Here is a 17,230-nt window from a genome sequence, read left to right as displayed (position 1 = left end):
ACTATCTAAAATAGACTTAGAACAGATTACTGTCTATCTCATCTTTCGTTGCACGACCTAATAAAGATAATGCCGCTTCTTTGGCATCTTTATGCTGATATAAAATCTGGTAGATCTGCTCAGTGATAGGCATTTCAACACCAACTTGTTCTGCTAATGCACGAACTTCTTTGGTGTTACGATAACCTTCAACTACTTGCCCGATTTTCTCTTGGGCAGTATCAACATCAAAGCCTTGGCCTAGCATCATACCGAATCGACGATTACGAGATTGGTTATCAGTACAGGTTAAGACTAAATCACCTAACCCCGCCATTCCCATAAACGTTGCTGCATCTGCACCTAATGCTTTCCCTAAACGACTCATTTCAGCAAGGCCTCGGGTAATCAGTGCGGTACGTGCATTAGCACCAAAGCCCATACCATCAGACATACCCGCACCAATCGCAATCACGTTTTTTACCGCACCACCTAATTGCACACCGATAAAATCAGGGTTTTTATAAACACGGAAACTTTTACCACAATGGAAAAGCTGTTGAAGCTCTTCAGAGAACGTATTATCCGTTGATGCCACAGAAATCGCAGTAGGTAGACCTGCCGCAAGCTCTTTCGCAAAAGTAGGGCCTGATAAAACTGCTAGCGGGATTTCATTACCTAATACTTCACGCGCTACATCTTGCAATAAGCGACCAGTATGTGCCTCAAGTCCTTTTGTCGCCCAAACAACACGCGCATCCTGACGTAAAAAGGGTTTGATCTGTTGTAATACATCACCAAAAACATGGCTTGGGATCACAACTAGAATATTACGGCTGGCTTCAATTGCTTTTTGCAAAGAAGCTTCCATGTATAAACTATCAGGAAAGGAAACATCGGGCAGAAACGCCTGATTACAGCGAGCTTGCTCTAACGCAGCAACATGCTTAGCATCATGACCCCAAAGTACGACGTCATGACCATTGCGTGCTAAAGTAATCGCTAAAGCGGTGCCGTATGAACCGGCACCGATAACTGTCATAGAAGCGTTCATTAAGCTTCTTCAGCCCCTTCATTAGCGGCATCAGTTTGTTGCTGTTGTAAATAGTTCATAAACAACGCATCAAAGTTAACTGGTGCTAAATTCAGTTGTGGGAAAGTACCACGGCTAACTAAGTTAGTGATACATTCACGAGCATAAGGGAACAGAACGTTAGGGCAGTATGCACCTAAGCAATGTGCCAGTTGAGTGCCTTCGATACCTTCAACGGTAAAGATACCTGCTTGTTGAACTTCACACAGGAATGCAGTTTCGTTATCCATTGTTGCGGTTACAGTCACGCGCAGAATAACTTCATAGACGTTTTCAGCTAAAGTATTAGAAGAAGTATCCAGATCTAATTTAACTTCTGGTTGCCACTCTTTTTGGAAAACTTGTGGGGCATTAGGCGCTTCAAAAGAGATATCTTTTGTATAGATACGTTGAATTTGAAAAGTCATCTCTTGGTTTTGCTGTTCTGACATAATAATCTTACCTTTTTATATCCTTATTAATTGAATAGCAGTAAGTATAGAACTCAATCTGCCCGCTCGTTACTTTTTACCTTTAGCCAGTGGTAAATTCTCACCACTCCAGCCTGAAAGACCATCTTTTAAGATAAAGACTTTTTCAAAACCGAGTTTAGTTAGGCTTTCTGCAGGTTTTGCACCTTCAATACCTGATGGTGACACAACAATAACTGGCTGTGATTTATATTTCTCCAGCTCAGCAATATTATTATTTTTGATTTCAGAAGGCGTTAAATTGATAGAATCAATGATGTGCCCTTTACGGAACTCATCACGGCTACGGATATCAACACACACCGCATTCTCTTTGTTTATCAAAGAAATCGCTTCTGTACGGGAAATATTTTTCGTCTTAGAAAAAAGCCCTTTAAAGGTCAATACAATGACCGCCACCAGCAACGCGACCCAGACAAAACTTAACAGGGTGTGCCGGTTGAAAAATTGCATTACTTCTTGCAGCATAGGATGCAATCACTCTCGTTGGTTAAAAATAGTATCAAAGAGCCAAAGTATACCTTTGTCATGGCGCAATTACAGCCTATTCCTGCGTTTCTCTTTCTATTTTTGCGGAAAGTTTCTCAACAATCATTTTTTTTATTGACGGATTTATGTACCATTAGCGCCGGTTCCGTGAAAAATGATGAATTAAAAAGGCATTGCCTTTTTACTCTACAGGATCCCTCTTCAGGCAAGCTATTAATAAATCAGCATCCCTTATAATGGCTACTTACGTATAAAATCGCCCATTTTACGTAAGATTTATACCTGTCTGAGATACAACAACTATCTGTTATTTATTTAAAAGTATTGAGAACACGAGCATGTCGCAAACAAATCAAGTGCCTAAAATTGGATTCGTTTCATTAGGTTGCCCTAAAAATTTAGTGGACTCTGAACGTATCCTAACCGAACTGCGTACAGAAGGTTATCAAGTTGTTCCTACCTATAATGATGCTGATTTAGTCATCGTCAACACCTGTGGGTTTATTGACAGCGCAGTACAAGAATCGCTAGAAGCGATTGGTGAAGCACTCGATGAAAACGGTAAAGTCATTGTTACTGGCTGTTTAGGTGCAAAAGAGAACCAAATTCGTGAAGTCCACCCTAAAGTACTCGAAATCACAGGACCTCATAGTTATGAGCAAGTTTTATCTCATATTCACCACTATGTACCAAAACCTGATCACAATCCTTTTCTCAGCCTTGTTCCTGAACAGGGTGTCAAATTAACGCCTCGTCATTACGCGTATTTAAAAATCTCTGAAGGCTGTAATCACCGTTGTACTTTCTGCATTATCCCATCGATGCGAGGCGATTTAGACAGTCGTCCTATTGGTGAAGTATTAGGTGAAGCTAAAAGATTAGTTAATGCGGGTGTAAAAGAGTTACTGGTTATCTCTCAAGATACTTCTGCTTATGGTGTTGATACTAAACATCAAACGGGCTTTTGGGATGGTATGCCTGTCAAAACCAGTATGGTCAGTTTATGTGAACAACTGGCAAAATTAGGCATTTGGGTTCGTTTACATTATGTTTATCCATATCCACATGTTGATGATGTCATTCCTTTAATGGCTGAAGGCAAAATTTTGCCTTATTTGGATATTCCATTGCAACATGCCAGCCCGAAAGTCTTAAAACTGATGAAACGCCCAGGTTCTGTTGAGCGTACTCTAGAGCGTGTAAAACGCTGGCGTGAAATTTGCCCTGAATTAACCTTACGTTCTACCTTTATTGTTGGTTTTCCTGGTGAAACAGAAGAAGATTTCCAAATGCTATTGGATTTCCTCACCGAAGCACGTTTAGACAGAGTTGGTTGCTTTAAATACAGCCCTGTTGATGGTGCGAAAGCAAATGAACTGGCAGATCAAGTGCCTGAAGAAGTGAAAGAAGAACGTTATCATCGCTTTATGCAATTACAGCAACAAATTTCGACTGAACGCCTGCAAGAGAAAATCGGCAAAGTGTTACTGGTGATGATTGATGAAGTGGATGAAGAAGGTGCGATTGGCCGTAGTATGGCAGATGCGCCTGAAATTGATGGTGCTGTTTACCTCAATGAGCAATTTGATGTAGAGCCGGGGCAAATCGTGCGTGTTCTTATTGAACATGCTGACGAATATGACCTTTGGGGTACTATCGTCGAATAATCTCTCTTGTGGACAGCGTGATATTCTATTGCGCTGTCACACAGAATACCTCTTTTTTCCTCTCTCCTATTATTATTGCTTTATAATCTGTTATTAATTGAATAGATTACCTATTAGGTATTATCTGAAATTTCGGCTTTATTTCGTGTTAGCTGGTCAGTTGTTTGGTGACATGAAATAATCTTACAAACTGTTATGAAAGGTACGTTGGTCAGATGGCAGAGAAAATGGATCTTCAAAAAAAAACACATCCGTCTTATCGTGTATTTTCTTTACCGTTAATCACGTTGCTTATTAGCACCGCTCTCTTTTCTGCATCCCCTGTTTTTGCTAACACACTAACGGATAACCGCAATCAGCTAAAAGATCTACAAACTACGATTGCAGAAAAAGAAAAACAGGTTCAAGAACAACAAAAACAACGTACAGCCCTTCTTAATCAATTAAAAACACAAGAAACTCAAATCTCTAGTGCAGGTCGATCTGTGCATGAAACCCAAAACCGCTTACAAACATTGGGTAAAGAGATCAAAACCATTACCGCCAATATTGCACGCTTACAAAAACAGTATCAGTCTCAACAAGAATTATTAGCGCGCCAAATGGATGCGGCTTATCGTCAAGGTAAGCACCAAGGTATAGAGCTTCTATTTCGTGGTGAAGAAGGTCAGCGTGAAGAGCGTATTTTAGCGTATTACAGCTATATTAATGATGCGCGGAAAGAAACAATGGCAGAGCTTGCTCAAACCTCAAAAGAGCTTGAAGCCGAAAAAGCAGCGCAGCAAGCAAAACAGAATGAGCAAAAACAAGCTTTAACAAAACAACAGCAAGAAAAACAAAAGCTGGATAATGCCTTAGCCGCTCGACAAAAAACACTGACTCAACTTGAATCAACCTTAAAGGCTGATCAGAAAAACTTAGCGACGATGCGAGCTAACGAAGCGCAATTAAGAAATAAAATTGCGCAAGCTGAGCGTGAAGCCAAAGCACGAGCAGAGCGTGAAGCCCGAGAAGCGGCACGTATTGCGGCCAAACAGCGTGAAGCCCAACAACGCGGTTCAACCTATAAACCTACCGCCGAAGAGCAGTCATTAATGTCACGTACAGGCGGTTTAGGTAAACCAGCCGGACAAGCGATTTGGCCAATCAGAGGCTCTTTATTACACCGTTTTGGTGAGTCTATTTCTGGCTCTGGTGAATTACGTTGGAAAGGTATTGTGATACCCGCGGCACAGGGTACAGAAGTAAAAGCCATTGCTGATGGACGAGTGTTATTAGCTGACTGGCTTCAAGGTTATGGTTTAGTGGTTGTGGTTGAACACGGTAAAGGTGATATGAGCCTTTATGGTTATAACCAAAGTGCTTTAGTGAATGTTGGTCAACAGGTTAAAGCTGGTCAACCTATTGCTTTAGTGGGTAACAGTGGTGGGCAAGAGCGTTCAGCACTCTATTTTGAAATCAGACGTCAAGGAAAAGCAGTGAACCCTGTTCCTTGGCTTGGGAGGTAGGTTTGGAATTACTTGGCACATTACAACGCAAGCGCTCTTTTCTACTCAGTTTAATGTTGCTAAGCCTGGTTGTGAGCACTCCCGCATTTGCAGCCAAATTAGCCATTGTGATTGATGATTTTGGTTATCGAAAAAAAGAAGATAACCAAGTTTTACAACTTCCTACGGCTGTTTCTATCGCCATTTTGCCTGATTCTCCTCATGGTAAAGAAGTGGCAACAAAAGCCCATGCACAAGGACGAGAAATTCTGATCCATATGCCAATGGCGCCCATTAGCAAACAACCTCTGGAGCGCGATACCCTAAAACCGTCTATGGATCAGGCTGAAATTAACCGCATTATTCAGCATGCTATTAGTAATGTTCCTTACGCTGTCGGTATGAATAACCATATGGGTAGTGCGATGACATCCGATAGACAAGCAATGGATAGAGTCATCAAAGCCCTTAATCACTCAAACCTCTATTTTTTAGATAGCGTGACTATTGGTAATACTCAAGCTGCGATTGCTGCAAAAGCTGCGGGTGTTCCCTCTTTACGCCGTCATGTTTTCTTAGATAACGTACAAACCGAAGCTGAAACTCGCCAACAGTTAGCTCGTGCGATTGCTTTAGCGCGTAAAAATGGCTCTGCAATTGCGATTGGGCACCCTCACCCTTCAACCGTTAGAGCATTACAGCAACAGTTGCCTTTATTACCTGCGGATATTCAACTGGTTGCACCGAGTGCTCTATTAAAACCACAGACAGAAAAACCAATACAACCAGAACCACCCAAAGTCACACCACCAACAGAACAGCCACAAGAGCCAAAACCTGCGTCTTGGTTAAAACCCGCACAAGAAGCCATTATTTCGATGAAAAAAAGCACGTTGATTAATACCTTATCAAGCGGATTTAGCTCCTCAGAAAAAAAGAAAATACCGCCTACGCCAAAGGAAATCGGCGAAGTTGAAAAATAATGCAACAAAAAAGAGCCTTTTAAGGCTCTTTTTGGGCTTAGTTGTTACCTATCACTGCCAATCTAAAATCACTTTACCTGATTGACCTGAGCGCATGATATCAAAGCCTTTTTGGAATTCATCAATTGGGAATTGATGCGTAATAATCGGAGAGAGATCAAGACCAGACTGAATAAGTGTCGCCATCTTGTACCATGTTTCGAACATCTCACGACCGTAGATACCTTTAATAAACAAGCCTTTAAAGATAACTTGCCCCCAATCAATTGCCATATCAGAAGGTGGAATACCTAAAAGCGCAATACGACCGCCATGATTCATGGTATTAAGCATGGTACGAAACGCAGGAGGTGCGCCTGACATTTCTAATCCCACATCAAAACCTTCGATCATACCCAATTCTTTCATCACATCGATTAGGTTTTCTTTGCTAACATTTACAGCTCTGGTAACCCCCATTTTTTTCGCGAGATCAAGGCGATATTCATTAACATCCGTGATCACCACATGGCGCGCACCCACATGTTTACAGATTGCCGCAGCCATAATCCCAATGGGACCAGCACCAGAAACCAGCACATCTTCACCCACTAAATCAAAAGATAACGCGGTATGAACAGCATTACCAAATGGGTCAAAAATAGCGGCTAATTCATCAGGAATATTGTCTGGGATTTTAAAGGCATTAAAGGCAGGGATAACCAGATATTCAGCAAAACAGCCTGGGCGATTTACACCCACTCCAATGGTATTACGGCATAAATGCGTACGACCACCACGACAATTACGACAATGACCACAAGTGATATGCCCTTCACCAGAGACGCGATCACCAATATTAAAACCTTTCACTTCTTGTCCTATCGCAACAATTTCGCCGATATATTCATGACCCACAACCATAGGAACAGGAATTGTTTTTTGTGACCACTCGTCCCAGTTATAAATATGAACATCAGTACCACAAATTGCTGTTTTACGAATTTTGATCATCACATCGTTATGACCAAGTTCAGGTACTGGAACATCAGTCATCCAAATACCTTCTTGTGCTTTTAATTTTGACAATGCTTTCATAGAGTAACCTTATGCAATCACATTAAGTTCTTTGCCAATTTTGATAAATGCGGCCACTGCACGCTCAATTTGTTCAGTCGTGTGTGCTGCTGACATTTGTGTACGAATACGTGCTTGCCCTTGAGGTACAACAGGATAGAAGAACCCAGTGACATAAATTTCTTCATCAAGTAAGCGTGTTGCAAACTCTTGGGCTAATTTTGCATCGCCTAGCATCACCGGAATAATAGCGTGATCTGCACCAGCCAATGTAAAACCCGCTGCACTCATTTTTTCACGGAAAAGCGAAGCGTTACGCCATAAACGAGCGCGTATTTCATCACCGGTTTTCAGCATATCTAAAACAGCAATAGAAGCAGAAACAATCGCAGGCGCTAACGAATTAGAGAATAAATAAGGACGAGAACGCTGACGTAACCACTCAACCACTTCTTTACGTGCAGCGGTATAACCACCCGATGCACCGCCTAATGCTTTACCTAAAGTGCCCGTGATAATGTCAACTCGGTCCATCACATCACAATACTCATGAGTTCCGCGACCTTGTTCACCTACAAAACCCACGGCATGCGAATCATCGACCATCACTAATGCACCGAATTCATCCGCTAAATCACAGATAGATTTGAGATCAGCAATCACACCATCCATAGAAAATACGCCATCAGTGGCGATCATAATATGGCGAGCATTCTCTGCTTTGGCTTTTTCAAGTTGTGCGCGCAGTTCAGCCATATCGTTATTCGCGTAGCGATAGCGTTTTGCTTTACACAAACGCACACCATCAATAATAGAAGCATGATTTAAGGCATCAGAAATAATCGCGTCTTCAGGTCCCATTAATGTTTCAAATAATCCGCCATTGGCATCAAAACAAGATGAATACAAAATGGCATCTTCCATACCTAAAAATTCAGCAATTTTATTTTCTAATGTTTTATGTGAATCTTGAGTACCACAAATAAAACGCACAGACGCCATACCAAAACCGTGGCTATCCATTCCTGCTTTTGCCGCTTCAATCAATTTGGGATGATTGGCTAAACCGAGATAGTTATTAGCACAGAAGTTAATAACATGGCTTCCATCAGCAACGGCAATATCTGCGCTTTGTGAAGAAGTGATGATGCGCTCATTTTTAAAGAGGCCATCTTGACGAATTTGTTCGAGTTGTTGATTAATTTGTTGATAGAAAGAGTGGGTAGACATACTTTCTCCTAAGACTGCAGGGCGAAAAGAGGTAACATACATTTTTGATTATAATGTAGCCGTTATTGTTTCTTATTCTATTCCTTTGTTCTATTAAAAACGACAAATGTAAATAAATAATGTTATTTATGTAATTAAGATCACTAATACACACTGTGTTTTTCGAGAATTTCAGCCTGTTATTCCGTGATGAATACTACCGTTAACGCTGTTCAGTGTTATTATAGACCTAGAGCTAATTTTTAGATTTTTATATGAAGGGGTAGCCACATGATTATCGTCACGGGCGGTGCAGGTTTTATCGGCAGCAATATTGTTAAAGCATTAAATGATGAAGGTTATACTGATATTTTAGTTGTTGATAACCTTAAAGATGGCACCAAGTTCGTGAATTTGGTCGATCTAAATATTACCGATTACATGGATAAAGAAGATTTTATTGCCAGCATTGTTGCTGGTGATGATTTTGGTGATATTGATGCGGTTTTCCATGAAGGTGCTTGCTCTTCTACCACCGAGTGGGATGGCAAATATATGATGGATAACAACTATCAATATTCTAAAGAGCTACTCCATTTTTGCCTTGAGCGTAAAATTCCTTTCTTATATGCCTCTTCTGCTGCCACTTATGGCGGTCGTACTGATAATTTTATCGAAGATAGAAAATACGAAGCACCTTTAAATGTCTACGGTTATTCAAAATTCTTATTCGATGAATATGTGCGCCAAATTTTACCTGAAGCAGATTCGATGATTTGTGGCTTCCGTTATTTTAATGTTTATGGCCCTCGTGAAGGACATAAAGGCGGTATGGCAAGTGTGGCATTCCATTTAAATAACCAAGTAAATGCCGGTCAAAATCCAAAATTATTTGAAGGCAGCGAAACCTTCCAGCGTGACTTTATTTATGTCGGTGATGTGGCTGCGGTTAATTTATGGTTCTGGCGTAATAATGTATCGGGAATTTTTAACTGTGGTACAGGTCGTGCTGAATCATTCCAAGCTGTTGCTGATGCCGTTATTGCACATCATAAAGATAAAGATCTCTCTATCGAACATATTGAGTTCCCAGAAAAATTGAAAGGTCGCTATCAAGCCTTTACACAAGCAGATCTCACAAACTTACGTAAAGCAGGTTATACCGCACCATTTAAAACGGTTGCCGAAGGCGTCGAGCTTTATATGCAATGGTTAAATCAAGGTAAATAATCGCTGTTTATGAAAATCTTTGTGGTAGGACCTTCATGGGTCGGGGACATGATGATGTCTCAAAGTCTTTATCGTACATTGAAAGCATTACATCCTGCGGCAACCATTGATGTGATGGCACCAGCATGGTGCCGTCCATTACTCGAAAAAATGCCAGAAGTTGATAATGCCATTCCTATGCCACTAGGTCATGGTGCGTTAGCGATTGGTGAACGCCGTCGTTTAGGAAAACAATTAAGAGAGAATGGTTACACGCACGCTTATGTATTACCTAACTCGTTTAAATCTGCATTAGTCCCTTTCTTTGCAGATATTCCTAAGCGTACAGGCTGGCGTGGCGAAATGCGTTACGGCTTATTAAATGATTTACGCCCTTTAGATAAAAACGCATTTCCTTTAATGGTTGAACGCTATGTGGCTTTGGCTTATAACAAGCAAAAAGTCCAAAAAGCGACAGATTTACCTCAACCTTTGCTTTGGCCTAAGTTATCAGTTACTGAAAATGATATTTCTACCACATTAGCTCAATTTTCATTATCGACACAGCGCCCTGCCATTGGTTTTTGCCCCGGTGCCGAATTTGGCCCTGCAAAACGTTGGCCTCATTATCATTATGCGGCTTTAGCACAAAAATTAATTGCTGAGCAGGGTTATCAGATTTTCCTTTTTGGCTCTCAAAAAGATAAAGAAGTCGGTGAAGAGATAAAACAAGCCTTAACGCCAGAAGCCCGCGAAGCCTGTTTTAATCTGGCTGGTGAAACCAGTCTTGAACAAGCGGTTAATTTGATTGCATCTTGTAAAGCCATCATCAGCAATGATTCTGGTTTAATGCATGTGGCAGCAGCCTTAGAGCGCCCATTAGTCGCTCTTTATGGTCCAAGTAGCCCTGATTTTACGCCACCGTTATCCCACAAAGCACGAGTGATCCGTTTAATTACCGGTTATCACAAAGTGCGTAAAGGGGATGCGGAGCAAGGCTATCACCAAAGCTTAATTGATATTCAGCCAGAGAAGGTTTTTGCTGAATTAGAAAATTTACTGTCAACGGAGCCATCTGCGTGAAGCGGGTATTAATTGTTAAAACCTCTTCCATGGGGGATGTTTTACACACCTTGCCTGCATTAACTGATGCAATAAATGTATATCCTGATATCCGTTTTGACTGGGCTGTTGAAGAAGGTTTTGCACAAATTCCAAGCTGGCACCAAGCTGTTGATACCGTTATTCCAGTGGCAATACGCCGTTGGCGTAAAAATTGGTTTAGTGCGCCTATTCGTGCTGAGCGTGCACAATTTCGTCAAACGATCCAAGCGCATCATTACGATGCGGTTATTGATGCACAAGGTTTACTAAAAAGTGCATTTTTGGTAACTCGATACGCCAAAGGCACTAAACACGGTTATTCTCGCCAAAGCGCCCGTGAACCTTTAGCCAGTTTTTTCTACGATATTCGCCACGATGTTAGTAAAAAAATGCACGCCGTTGAGCGAATTCGCCAGCTGTTTGCCTTAAGCTTAAATTACCCCATTCCACAATCTCAAGGTGATTATGGGATTGCACAGCATTTTCTCTCTCTTCCATCATTTGATGAACGCCCTTATTTGGTATTCTTGCACGCAACAACTCGTGATGAAAAACACTGGCCAGAATCTCATTGGCGAGAATTAATCGCCCTACTTGCTGATTCAGGATTGCGCATTAAGTTACCTTGGGGCGCAGAGCATGAACATCAACGCGCTATACGCCTAGCCAAAGATTTTGACTATGTTGATGTGTTGCCAAAAATGTCGCTCGCGGAGGTTGCTCAAGTGATTGCGGGTGCAAAAAGTGTGGTTTCTGTGGATACAGGGTTAAGCCACTTAACCGCAGCCTTAGATAAACCGAATATCACCTTATTTGGCCCTACCGATCCCGGTTTAATTGGCGGTTACGGTAAGGCACAAACCGCTATCAAAGCGGATGGTGGGGATATTGGGGAGATAAAACCACAGCAAGTATTTAGCCTTCTTGATATTTAGTCTTATAAACCCTAAAAGGTTATTCGCTTTTTAGGGTTTTATTGACTGCATTAAAGACTTCATCAACCGTAATTACATCCATAATCAATTCTGGAGTTTCACAACAGAGAGGCTCTTTCTTAATGACGGTATGTAGCTCAAGATCTTGATAAGGACCCGTTGAACAAGGGTTTGCGGTGACAAATAAACTCACAGTTGGTCGTTTTAATGTAATCGCTAGATGTAAGGGTCCTGTATCACCAGTCACTAATACGTTCATCATATTGATATGGCTTAATAGGTCAGGTAATGATGTTTTACCTACTAAGTTTTCTATATTTTTGTGATAATTAACAGGAAGTAATTTGAAAAACTCATCAGATAAATTTTGCTCATGAGGTGCTCCAATTAATTTAATTATCAACGAATTATCACTGTTAATTAACTTTTGAGCTAACTCGACAAAATGAGAGACAGCCCATCTCCGTTCTGGCGTTGACGTCCCCATCTGAAAGCCAATGACTTTATATTCTACTTTTGGTAATAACTTTATCTTACAAGGGATCTCCATATCAGTGCTTACATTTGTGATGCCTAAATGACTGACGAGATCTAATTTACTTTGAACAAGATGTACTGGTGTGGTGTTATGATCAGCAACAATCCATTTTGTAAACCACTTAGGAAGTTCATGAAAAGTATTACGCAAAATATACTGGCAACCTGCCATTACTGCGAATAGCACATCATAAGGGAGATGAGAATGTAAAATTACGGCTAATTCAGGCTTATACTTTTTTGCCTGTAAGGCAATAGGAAGTAAGTTTTTTATTTTATTATCCCAATAAATCACACTGTCTATTTGGTCATAGTTTTCAACTAATAACCTATTTTTCTCACTCGAAACTAATGTGATATGAGCATCTGGATAATGCGCACGGATCGCTCTTATCGCTGGGGTATTAAACATAAAATCCCCCAGCGCTGTTGTTGAAAAAATAAGAATACTGTTAAATTGAATATCTGATGAAAACGTATCCGTTTTTTTCATCTTGCCAAAAAGTGGGTTATAGATATTTAAGAAGTTATGTACCCATTTTAATTTTTTCAACTTCATCTTATTTTGCCTGCACCTTACTTTGATAATACTCAGCCAACGTCATGCCCTGCACTTTATCTTTTAAGAAACTAAATAGCGTTTCCAAATCGTTATATAGCCCTTCAATATCTTTTTCTGTGCGGAATGTGGGACTACCACCCGGCATAAATTCTGATGAGTGCAGCATAAATTCAATATGAGAGTGACCTTGAGCTAATGATTTTTCAGCAACGTCAATCATTTGCTGTGCATTACCACCTTTAGGACGTAACCAATTTACTGAAGGCGCTCGTTGCTTACCTCTTAATTTGTCATAACCTTGCTTAAATTTGTTCATTAAAGGTGAGTGCTTATATTGAATGCTCATCGGCACTTCTAGCAACGTTGAATTTCCTACTTTAGTGATATCCTCTAGATCCATAAAGTAAGCATGACTTGGGAAATTTGTATAATTTGTTCCACCTGATTGCGCGGGATCACCTTTAGTAAAACGCCAATCCACTTTAGGTGTTACAGAACAATCAACTTGATAACCAAATTCAACTAAAAGTTGTGCATAAATCTCATTAAATGCCCAACGACCAGCTCGATGACTTAACATTTTTGTTTGTAGTTTATCTTCTAGCAAGTGGGTCATTAACGCGATTTTTTCTCGCATTTGATCTTTAGGGTATTCAATTAAATAAGGCTGATGATGTAAATCATTATTGGTTAAAGGCACGAGTGGTGGGCTATTCCATGCATGCAAGTGCATACCAATTTCGCCCGTATTACGAGCAATAACATCACGAGCAAACTCAATATAAGCATCATCCATTACCATTTCATAGTTTGTTAACCAAACGGGTTTAAAATGAAATTGCTCACAAAGTTGCTGAAAACGGGGTAGAAAGTGCGTATTTTTAGTCGTGATATCACATTCATTTTCCCAAAGATTATCGCCTTCGGTATCTAATGTGATAATAAATGCTGGTTTTTTCATGCATACCCTGCCAATTAATGGATAATAGGCTAATAAATTTATATTTAATACTATGGCATGCAGTGTAAAACATCAATTCAATCAATATAAATTAGGTTTTATGGATGCTTTTGGCTGTTTTGTTTACAATTAGAGTATCTCACTAAAGCTAAAGTAATTATGACTAATATAAATCAATCATTTAATAGAATACTGGTTATTAAACTCCAACATCATGGAGATATGTTATTAACGACGCCCGTTATATGCTCATTAAAATCAGCTTATCCTAATGCAACGATTGATGTTTTATTATACAAAGAAACATTACCTATGCTTGAGCACAACCCATTCATCAATAATATTTTTTATCTTGATCGTAATTGGAAACATCAAGGTAAATTGACCCGATTAAAAAAAGAGTGGAAGCTTGGTCGAACATTGCAAAAACAGCAGTACGACTTAGTAGTAAATTTAGCTGATCAATGGAAAGCAGCCATTTTTGCTCTACTTACCAAAGCAAAAATGCGTTTAGGCTTTGAATTTGAAAAGCGTAAAGGCAGCCAATTTTGGCAAAAATGCCATAATGTAATTGTCTCTACAGCAGATCATGGACAACTACACACGGTTGAACAAAATCTGAGTATCCTTGCTCCACTTAATATTCCTATCATTTCAGATGTAATGATGGCTTATAGCGAAGCAGATAAACAGTGGTTAGCAGAGACTATTGGAAAATATCATCTCCCTGAAAACTATATCGTTATACAACCAACCTCTCGCTGGTTTTTCAAATGCTGGGATGAAGATAAAATGGCGGCTTTAATTACAAAGCTCCAGCAAAATCATTATTCCGTAGTTTTAACTTCTGGCCCAGAAGCAAAAGAATTAGAGATGATACAAACTATTTTGGCACACTGCCCAAACAAAGAAGTGATAACGGTTTTAGCCGGGCAAACATCTTTATCTCAACTTGCAGTATTAATTGATAATGCAGGGCTTTTTATTGGTGTGGATTCTGTCGCAATGCATATGGCTGCCGCATTAAAAACACCTTTAGTTGCTCTTTTTGGCCCTTCTAAACTTGAACATTGGCACCCTTGGCAAGCGGTAGGTGAAACAATATGGGCAGGCAATTATGACGATATTCCACATCCAGATCATATAAAAACAGATACCCAACAACGTTATCTTTCCGCTATTCCGGTTGATGTGGTTTACAACACAGCTATAAGGCATTTATCTTAATGAATCACCCGTTACGACTCGCCATTGTCAGACAAAAATATCGCCCAGATGGGGGAGCTGAGCGCTTTATTGCGCGCGCATTAGATGCATTATCAAACGATGATCTTGAACTTAATGTGATCACACGAGAATGGCAAGGTGATACCAATCCAGATTGGCATATTCACTTATGCAATCCACGAAAATTGGGCAGGATTAGCCGAGAATCGGGTTTCGCTAAAGCGGCTAGAGCATGTTGGCAGGAAAATCATTTTGATATTGTTCAAAGCCATGAACGTATCGCAGGTTGTGATATTTTTCGGGCTGGTGATGGTGTACATCGCCGATGGTTATTACAACGCCAAAGAATATTACCTAATTGGAAAGGTCGTTGGCTATTTTATGATAGATACCACCGTTATGTCATGAATGCAGAAAAACAGATGTATGCCGATCCCGCATTAAAACAGGTTATCTGTAATTCACAGATGGTTAAAAATGAAATTATTGAGGATTTTGGCGTTTCTGCCGATAAAATAACTGTCATTTATAATGCAATTGACCATAATGCTTTCGTACCTGCAACAAATTCTCAAAAAGAGAGATTAAAAACACAATATAATATTCCACACGACGTACCTTGCTTTATTTATGTGGGATCAGGCTTCGAGCGTAAAGGCTTAGCAGCTGCTATCTCAGCAATAGCAAAGACATCAGCTATATTGTTAGTGGTTGGAAGTGATAAAAATCAGCGTAAATATGAACAACTCGCAACACAATTAGGTTGTGAACAACGCATTTTCTTTTTAGGTATGCAGAAAAAAACACTCGATTTTTATCAAATAGCGGATGCGTTACTACTTCCTACTCTTTATGACCCTTTTCCTAATGTTATTCTTGAGGCATTATCATGTGGTTTACCGGTGATCACCTCAACGACTTGTGGTGGTGCAGAATTTATTCAACATGGTAAAAATGGATTTGTTTGTGATGCATTGGATATTTCAGCATTAACCGATGCAATTACACAGATCCCAAAAGAAACAGCGTGGACTGAGATGTCACAAGTGGCGAGAGAAACCATTCTCCCTTATACACCACAGCGATTATCAGGCGAGCTTATTTCACTTTATAAACGGATATTAGCCTTGTGAGTCAACAACATATACTTTTTATTATTGATGGATTACCGGGTGGTGGTGCTGAAAACGTCACGCTCAGGCTAGCTAATGGTTTTCATCAAGCTGGATACCAAGTCACATTATTATCCTTACATAATAAATTAGCGTATGAACTACCTGATTTTATTGATTATATTGTTGATCATGATAACTATCGTGGAATTTTTAGAAAATTAACTGAAATATCACGTAGAGCAAAATCGCTTGATAATGTACTCACTCAACTTTTTGCTAAAAAAGGCCGCCCTGCTCTCGTTCTTTCTAATTTACATAAAACAGACCGCATTGTTTGTCGCTCTAAACAACTAAAAAGTTGCAATGTTTGGTACTGTATTCACGGCATTTACTCTCAATCTTATCTTGGCAATAAATCAGGATTTTCATATTGGCTGAAAAAAACAAAAATCCGACGAGTTTATCGAGATAAAAACCTCGTCTGTGTTTCTAATGCGGTAAAAGATGATCTAATCAATGCCATTGGTATTCATGCTGAACAACTAAAAACTATTTATAATCCATTTAATATTGAAGAAATACAGCAAAAAGCCACCCTTTCTAATCCCTTTGCTGAACAAGATTATATCTTGCATGTGGGTCGATTACATGAAGTAAAAAGACAAGACAGACTAATTGAGGCTTTTGCTAAAGCTGATTTACCTTGCCAACTGATTATACTCGGTGAAGGCACTCCCGCCGTTAAACAGCGATTAGAAACTCTAATTAAACAACTTAACTTAATGGAGAAAGTCACCCTTGCGGGTTTTATCCCAAACCCTCTCCCAGCAATCAAAGGCGCTAAAGTGGTTGCATTAAGCTCTGATAGTGAAGGGCTTCCTACTGTATTAATTGAAGCATTAATATGTGGTGTGCCTATCGTCAGTACCCGATGCCCCGGTGGGGTCAGCGAAATTATGACAGACGAACTTTCCGATTACCTCTCTGCAATGGATAGTGACTCTCTCGCAGAAAAACTTCGCCTTGCGTATTATTCACAACCTCAAATATTGCCATCATCCTATGCAAAATTTGAACTAAACCATATTTTAAAGCAGTATATCGCTTTAATTCCTTAATCCGCGCTTACTTGTTTTACACACTTTCT

General features: G+C 39.9%; 16 protein-coding genes. 9 read left to right on the top strand and 7 right to left on the bottom strand.

The window, feature by feature from the left end:
• Positions 1 to 16: 16 nt before the first annotated feature.
• From gpsA to BTA34_RS17100, 3 genes are all read right to left on the bottom strand, one after another.
• On the bottom strand, positions 17 to 1,033 hold the full coding sequence (gene gpsA / locus BTA34_RS17110; RefSeq protein WP_151436572.1) for an NAD(P)H-dependent glycerol-3-phosphate dehydrogenase: 1,017 nt from the start codon (positions 1,031 to 1,033) through the stop codon (positions 17 to 19).
• Positions 1,033 to 1,503, bottom strand: a complete 471-nt coding sequence (secB, locus tag BTA34_RS17105; RefSeq protein WP_006534205.1) for a protein-export chaperone SecB — start codon at positions 1,501 to 1,503, stop codon at positions 1,033 to 1,035. The genes gpsA and secB overlap by 1 nt, the downstream gene beginning before the upstream one ends.
• Positions 1,504 to 1,572: 69 nt before the next feature.
• Positions 1,573 to 2,010 (bottom strand): rhodanese-like domain-containing protein, encoded by a 438-nt coding sequence (locus BTA34_RS17100; RefSeq protein ID WP_072070515.1) that lies wholly within the window; start codon positions 2,008 to 2,010, stop codon positions 1,573 to 1,575.
• A 359-nt stretch (positions 2,011 to 2,369) separates the two neighbouring features.
• On the opposite strand from BTA34_RS17100, the gene rimO reads away from it, so the two are divergent.
• From rimO to BTA34_RS17080, 3 genes are all read left to right on the top strand, one after another.
• On the top strand, positions 2,370 to 3,698 hold the full coding sequence (gene rimO, locus BTA34_RS17090; RefSeq protein ID WP_151436570.1) for a 30S ribosomal protein S12 methylthiotransferase RimO: 1,329 nt from the start codon (positions 2,370 to 2,372) through the stop codon (positions 3,696 to 3,698).
• A gap of 215 nt (positions 3,699 to 3,913) precedes the next feature.
• Entirely contained in the window at positions 3,914 to 5,206 is a 1,293-nt protein-coding gene (gene envC / locus BTA34_RS17085; RefSeq protein ID WP_151436569.1) for a murein hydrolase activator EnvC, read from the top strand.
• 2 nt (positions 5,207 to 5,208) lie between these two features.
• On the top strand, positions 5,209 to 6,168 hold the full coding sequence (locus tag BTA34_RS17080) for a divergent polysaccharide deacetylase family protein (RefSeq protein WP_151436568.1): 960 nt from the start codon (positions 5,209 to 5,211) through the stop codon (positions 6,166 to 6,168).
• A gap of 51 nt (positions 6,169 to 6,219) precedes the next feature.
• On the opposite strand, the gene tdh is transcribed toward BTA34_RS17080, so the two are convergent.
• Positions 6,220 to 7,245 carry an L-threonine 3-dehydrogenase gene (gene tdh / locus BTA34_RS17075; RefSeq protein ID WP_151436567.1) on the bottom strand — a complete coding sequence of 342 codons (1,026 nt, stop codon included), beginning with the start codon at positions 7,243 to 7,245 and terminating at the stop codon, positions 6,220 to 6,222.
• A 9-nt stretch (positions 7,246 to 7,254) separates the two neighbouring features.
• Complete coding sequence (locus BTA34_RS17070; RefSeq protein WP_151436566.1) at positions 7,255 to 8,454, bottom strand: glycine C-acetyltransferase; 1,200 nt, start codon at positions 8,452 to 8,454, stop codon at positions 7,255 to 7,257.
• A 270-nt stretch (positions 8,455 to 8,724) separates the two neighbouring features.
• Between BTA34_RS17070 and rfaD the strand changes: the two genes are divergently transcribed.
• From rfaD to rfaC, 3 genes are read left to right on the top strand one after another with little or no spacing between them, the layout of a single operon-like run.
• Positions 8,725 to 9,663, top strand: coding sequence for an ADP-glyceromanno-heptose 6-epimerase (gene rfaD, locus BTA34_RS17065; RefSeq protein WP_151436565.1), 939 nt, complete (start codon positions 8,725 to 8,727; stop codon positions 9,661 to 9,663).
• Positions 9,664 to 9,672: 9 nt separating this feature from the next.
• The gene (gene rfaF / locus BTA34_RS17060; RefSeq protein ID WP_151436564.1) at positions 9,673 to 10,725 is read left to right on the top strand and encodes an ADP-heptose--LPS heptosyltransferase RfaF; all 1,053 of its coding nucleotides are present in this window, start codon (positions 9,673 to 9,675) and stop codon (positions 10,723 to 10,725) included.
• Positions 10,722 to 11,681: a lipopolysaccharide heptosyltransferase RfaC gene (gene rfaC / locus BTA34_RS17055; protein WP_151436563.1), complete on the top strand. Its 960-nt coding sequence runs from the start codon at positions 10,722 to 10,724 to the stop codon at positions 11,679 to 11,681. The genes rfaF and rfaC overlap by 4 nt, the downstream gene beginning before the upstream one ends.
• Before the next feature lie 19 nt (positions 11,682 to 11,700).
• Here the strand turns inward: rfaC and BTA34_RS17050 are convergent, their stop codons facing one another.
• Together BTA34_RS17050 and BTA34_RS17045 are read right to left on the bottom strand one after the other, a co-directional pair.
• Positions 11,701 to 12,777, bottom strand: a complete 1,077-nt coding sequence (locus BTA34_RS17050; protein ID WP_151436562.1) for a glycosyltransferase family 9 protein — start codon at positions 12,775 to 12,777, stop codon at positions 11,701 to 11,703.
• 1 nt (position 12,778) lies between these two features.
• Entirely contained in the window at positions 12,779 to 13,741 is a 963-nt protein-coding gene (locus tag BTA34_RS17045) for a polysaccharide deacetylase family protein (protein WP_151436561.1), read from the bottom strand.
• A gap of 159 nt (positions 13,742 to 13,900) precedes the next feature.
• Here BTA34_RS17045 and rfaQ point away from each other — a divergent pair, with 159 nt between their 5' ends.
• The 3 genes from rfaQ to BTA34_RS17030 are packed head-to-tail and all read left to right on the top strand — an operon-like array spanning position 13,901 to position 17,201.
• On the top strand, positions 13,901 to 14,968 hold the full coding sequence (gene rfaQ, locus BTA34_RS17040) for a putative lipopolysaccharide heptosyltransferase III (RefSeq protein WP_151436560.1): 1,068 nt from the start codon (positions 13,901 to 13,903) through the stop codon (positions 14,966 to 14,968).
• Positions 14,968 to 16,101, top strand: a complete 1,134-nt coding sequence (locus tag BTA34_RS17035; protein WP_151436559.1) for a glycosyltransferase family 4 protein — start codon at positions 14,968 to 14,970, stop codon at positions 16,099 to 16,101. Before rfaQ ends, BTA34_RS17035 begins: the two co-directional genes overlap by 1 nt.
• On the top strand, positions 16,098 to 17,201 hold the full coding sequence (locus BTA34_RS17030) for a glycosyltransferase (RefSeq protein WP_151436558.1): 1,104 nt from the start codon (positions 16,098 to 16,100) through the stop codon (positions 17,199 to 17,201). The genes BTA34_RS17035 and BTA34_RS17030 overlap by 4 nt, the downstream gene beginning before the upstream one ends.
• The last annotated feature ends 29 nt before the right edge of the window (positions 17,202 to 17,230 follow it).

Source organism: Proteus sp. CD3, assembly GCF_008808075.1.
In the GTDB taxonomy this organism is placed as follows: Bacteria; Pseudomonadota; Gammaproteobacteria; order Enterobacterales; family Enterobacteriaceae; genus Proteus; species Proteus appendicitidis.
The sequence above is the reverse complement of the archived record's forward strand: the minus strand, read 5'-3'. Positions and strand labels throughout refer to the sequence as shown.

Coding starts and splice junctions, on each gene's coding strand:
- BTA34_RS17050 (WP_151436562.1), bottom strand. CDS start 12,777: ATGAAGTTGAAAAAATTAAAATGGGTACATAACTTCTTAAATATCTAT.
- gpsA (WP_151436572.1), bottom strand. CDS start 1,033: ATGAACGCTTCTATGACAGTTATCGGTGCCGGTTCATACGGCACCGCT.
- rfaF (WP_151436564.1), top strand. CDS start 9,673: ATGAAAATCTTTGTGGTAGGACCTTCATGGGTCGGGGACATGATGATG.
- rfaD (WP_151436565.1), top strand. CDS start 8,725: ATGATTATCGTCACGGGCGGTGCAGGTTTTATCGGCAGCAATATTGTT.
- rimO (WP_151436570.1), top strand. CDS start 2,370: ATGTCGCAAACAAATCAAGTGCCTAAAATTGGATTCGTTTCATTAGGT.
- BTA34_RS17035 (WP_151436559.1), top strand. CDS start 14,968: ATGAATCACCCGTTACGACTCGCCATTGTCAGACAAAAATATCGCCCA.
- tdh (WP_151436567.1), bottom strand. CDS start 7,245: ATGAAAGCATTGTCAAAATTAAAAGCACAAGAAGGTATTTGGATGACT.
- rfaQ (WP_151436560.1), top strand. CDS start 13,901: ATGACTAATATAAATCAATCATTTAATAGAATACTGGTTATTAAACTC.
- BTA34_RS17045 (WP_151436561.1), bottom strand. CDS start 13,741: ATGAAAAAACCAGCATTTATTATCACATTAGATACCGAAGGCGATAAT.
- BTA34_RS17070 (WP_151436566.1), bottom strand. CDS start 8,454: ATGTCTACCCACTCTTTCTATCAACAAATTAATCAACAACTCGAACAA.
- envC (WP_151436569.1), top strand. CDS start 3,914: ATGGCAGAGAAAATGGATCTTCAAAAAAAAACACATCCGTCTTATCGT.
- BTA34_RS17100 (WP_072070515.1), bottom strand. CDS start 2,010: ATGCTGCAAGAAGTAATGCAATTTTTCAACCGGCACACCCTGTTAAGT.
- secB (WP_006534205.1), bottom strand. CDS start 1,503: ATGTCAGAACAGCAAAACCAAGAGATGACTTTTCAAATTCAACGTATC.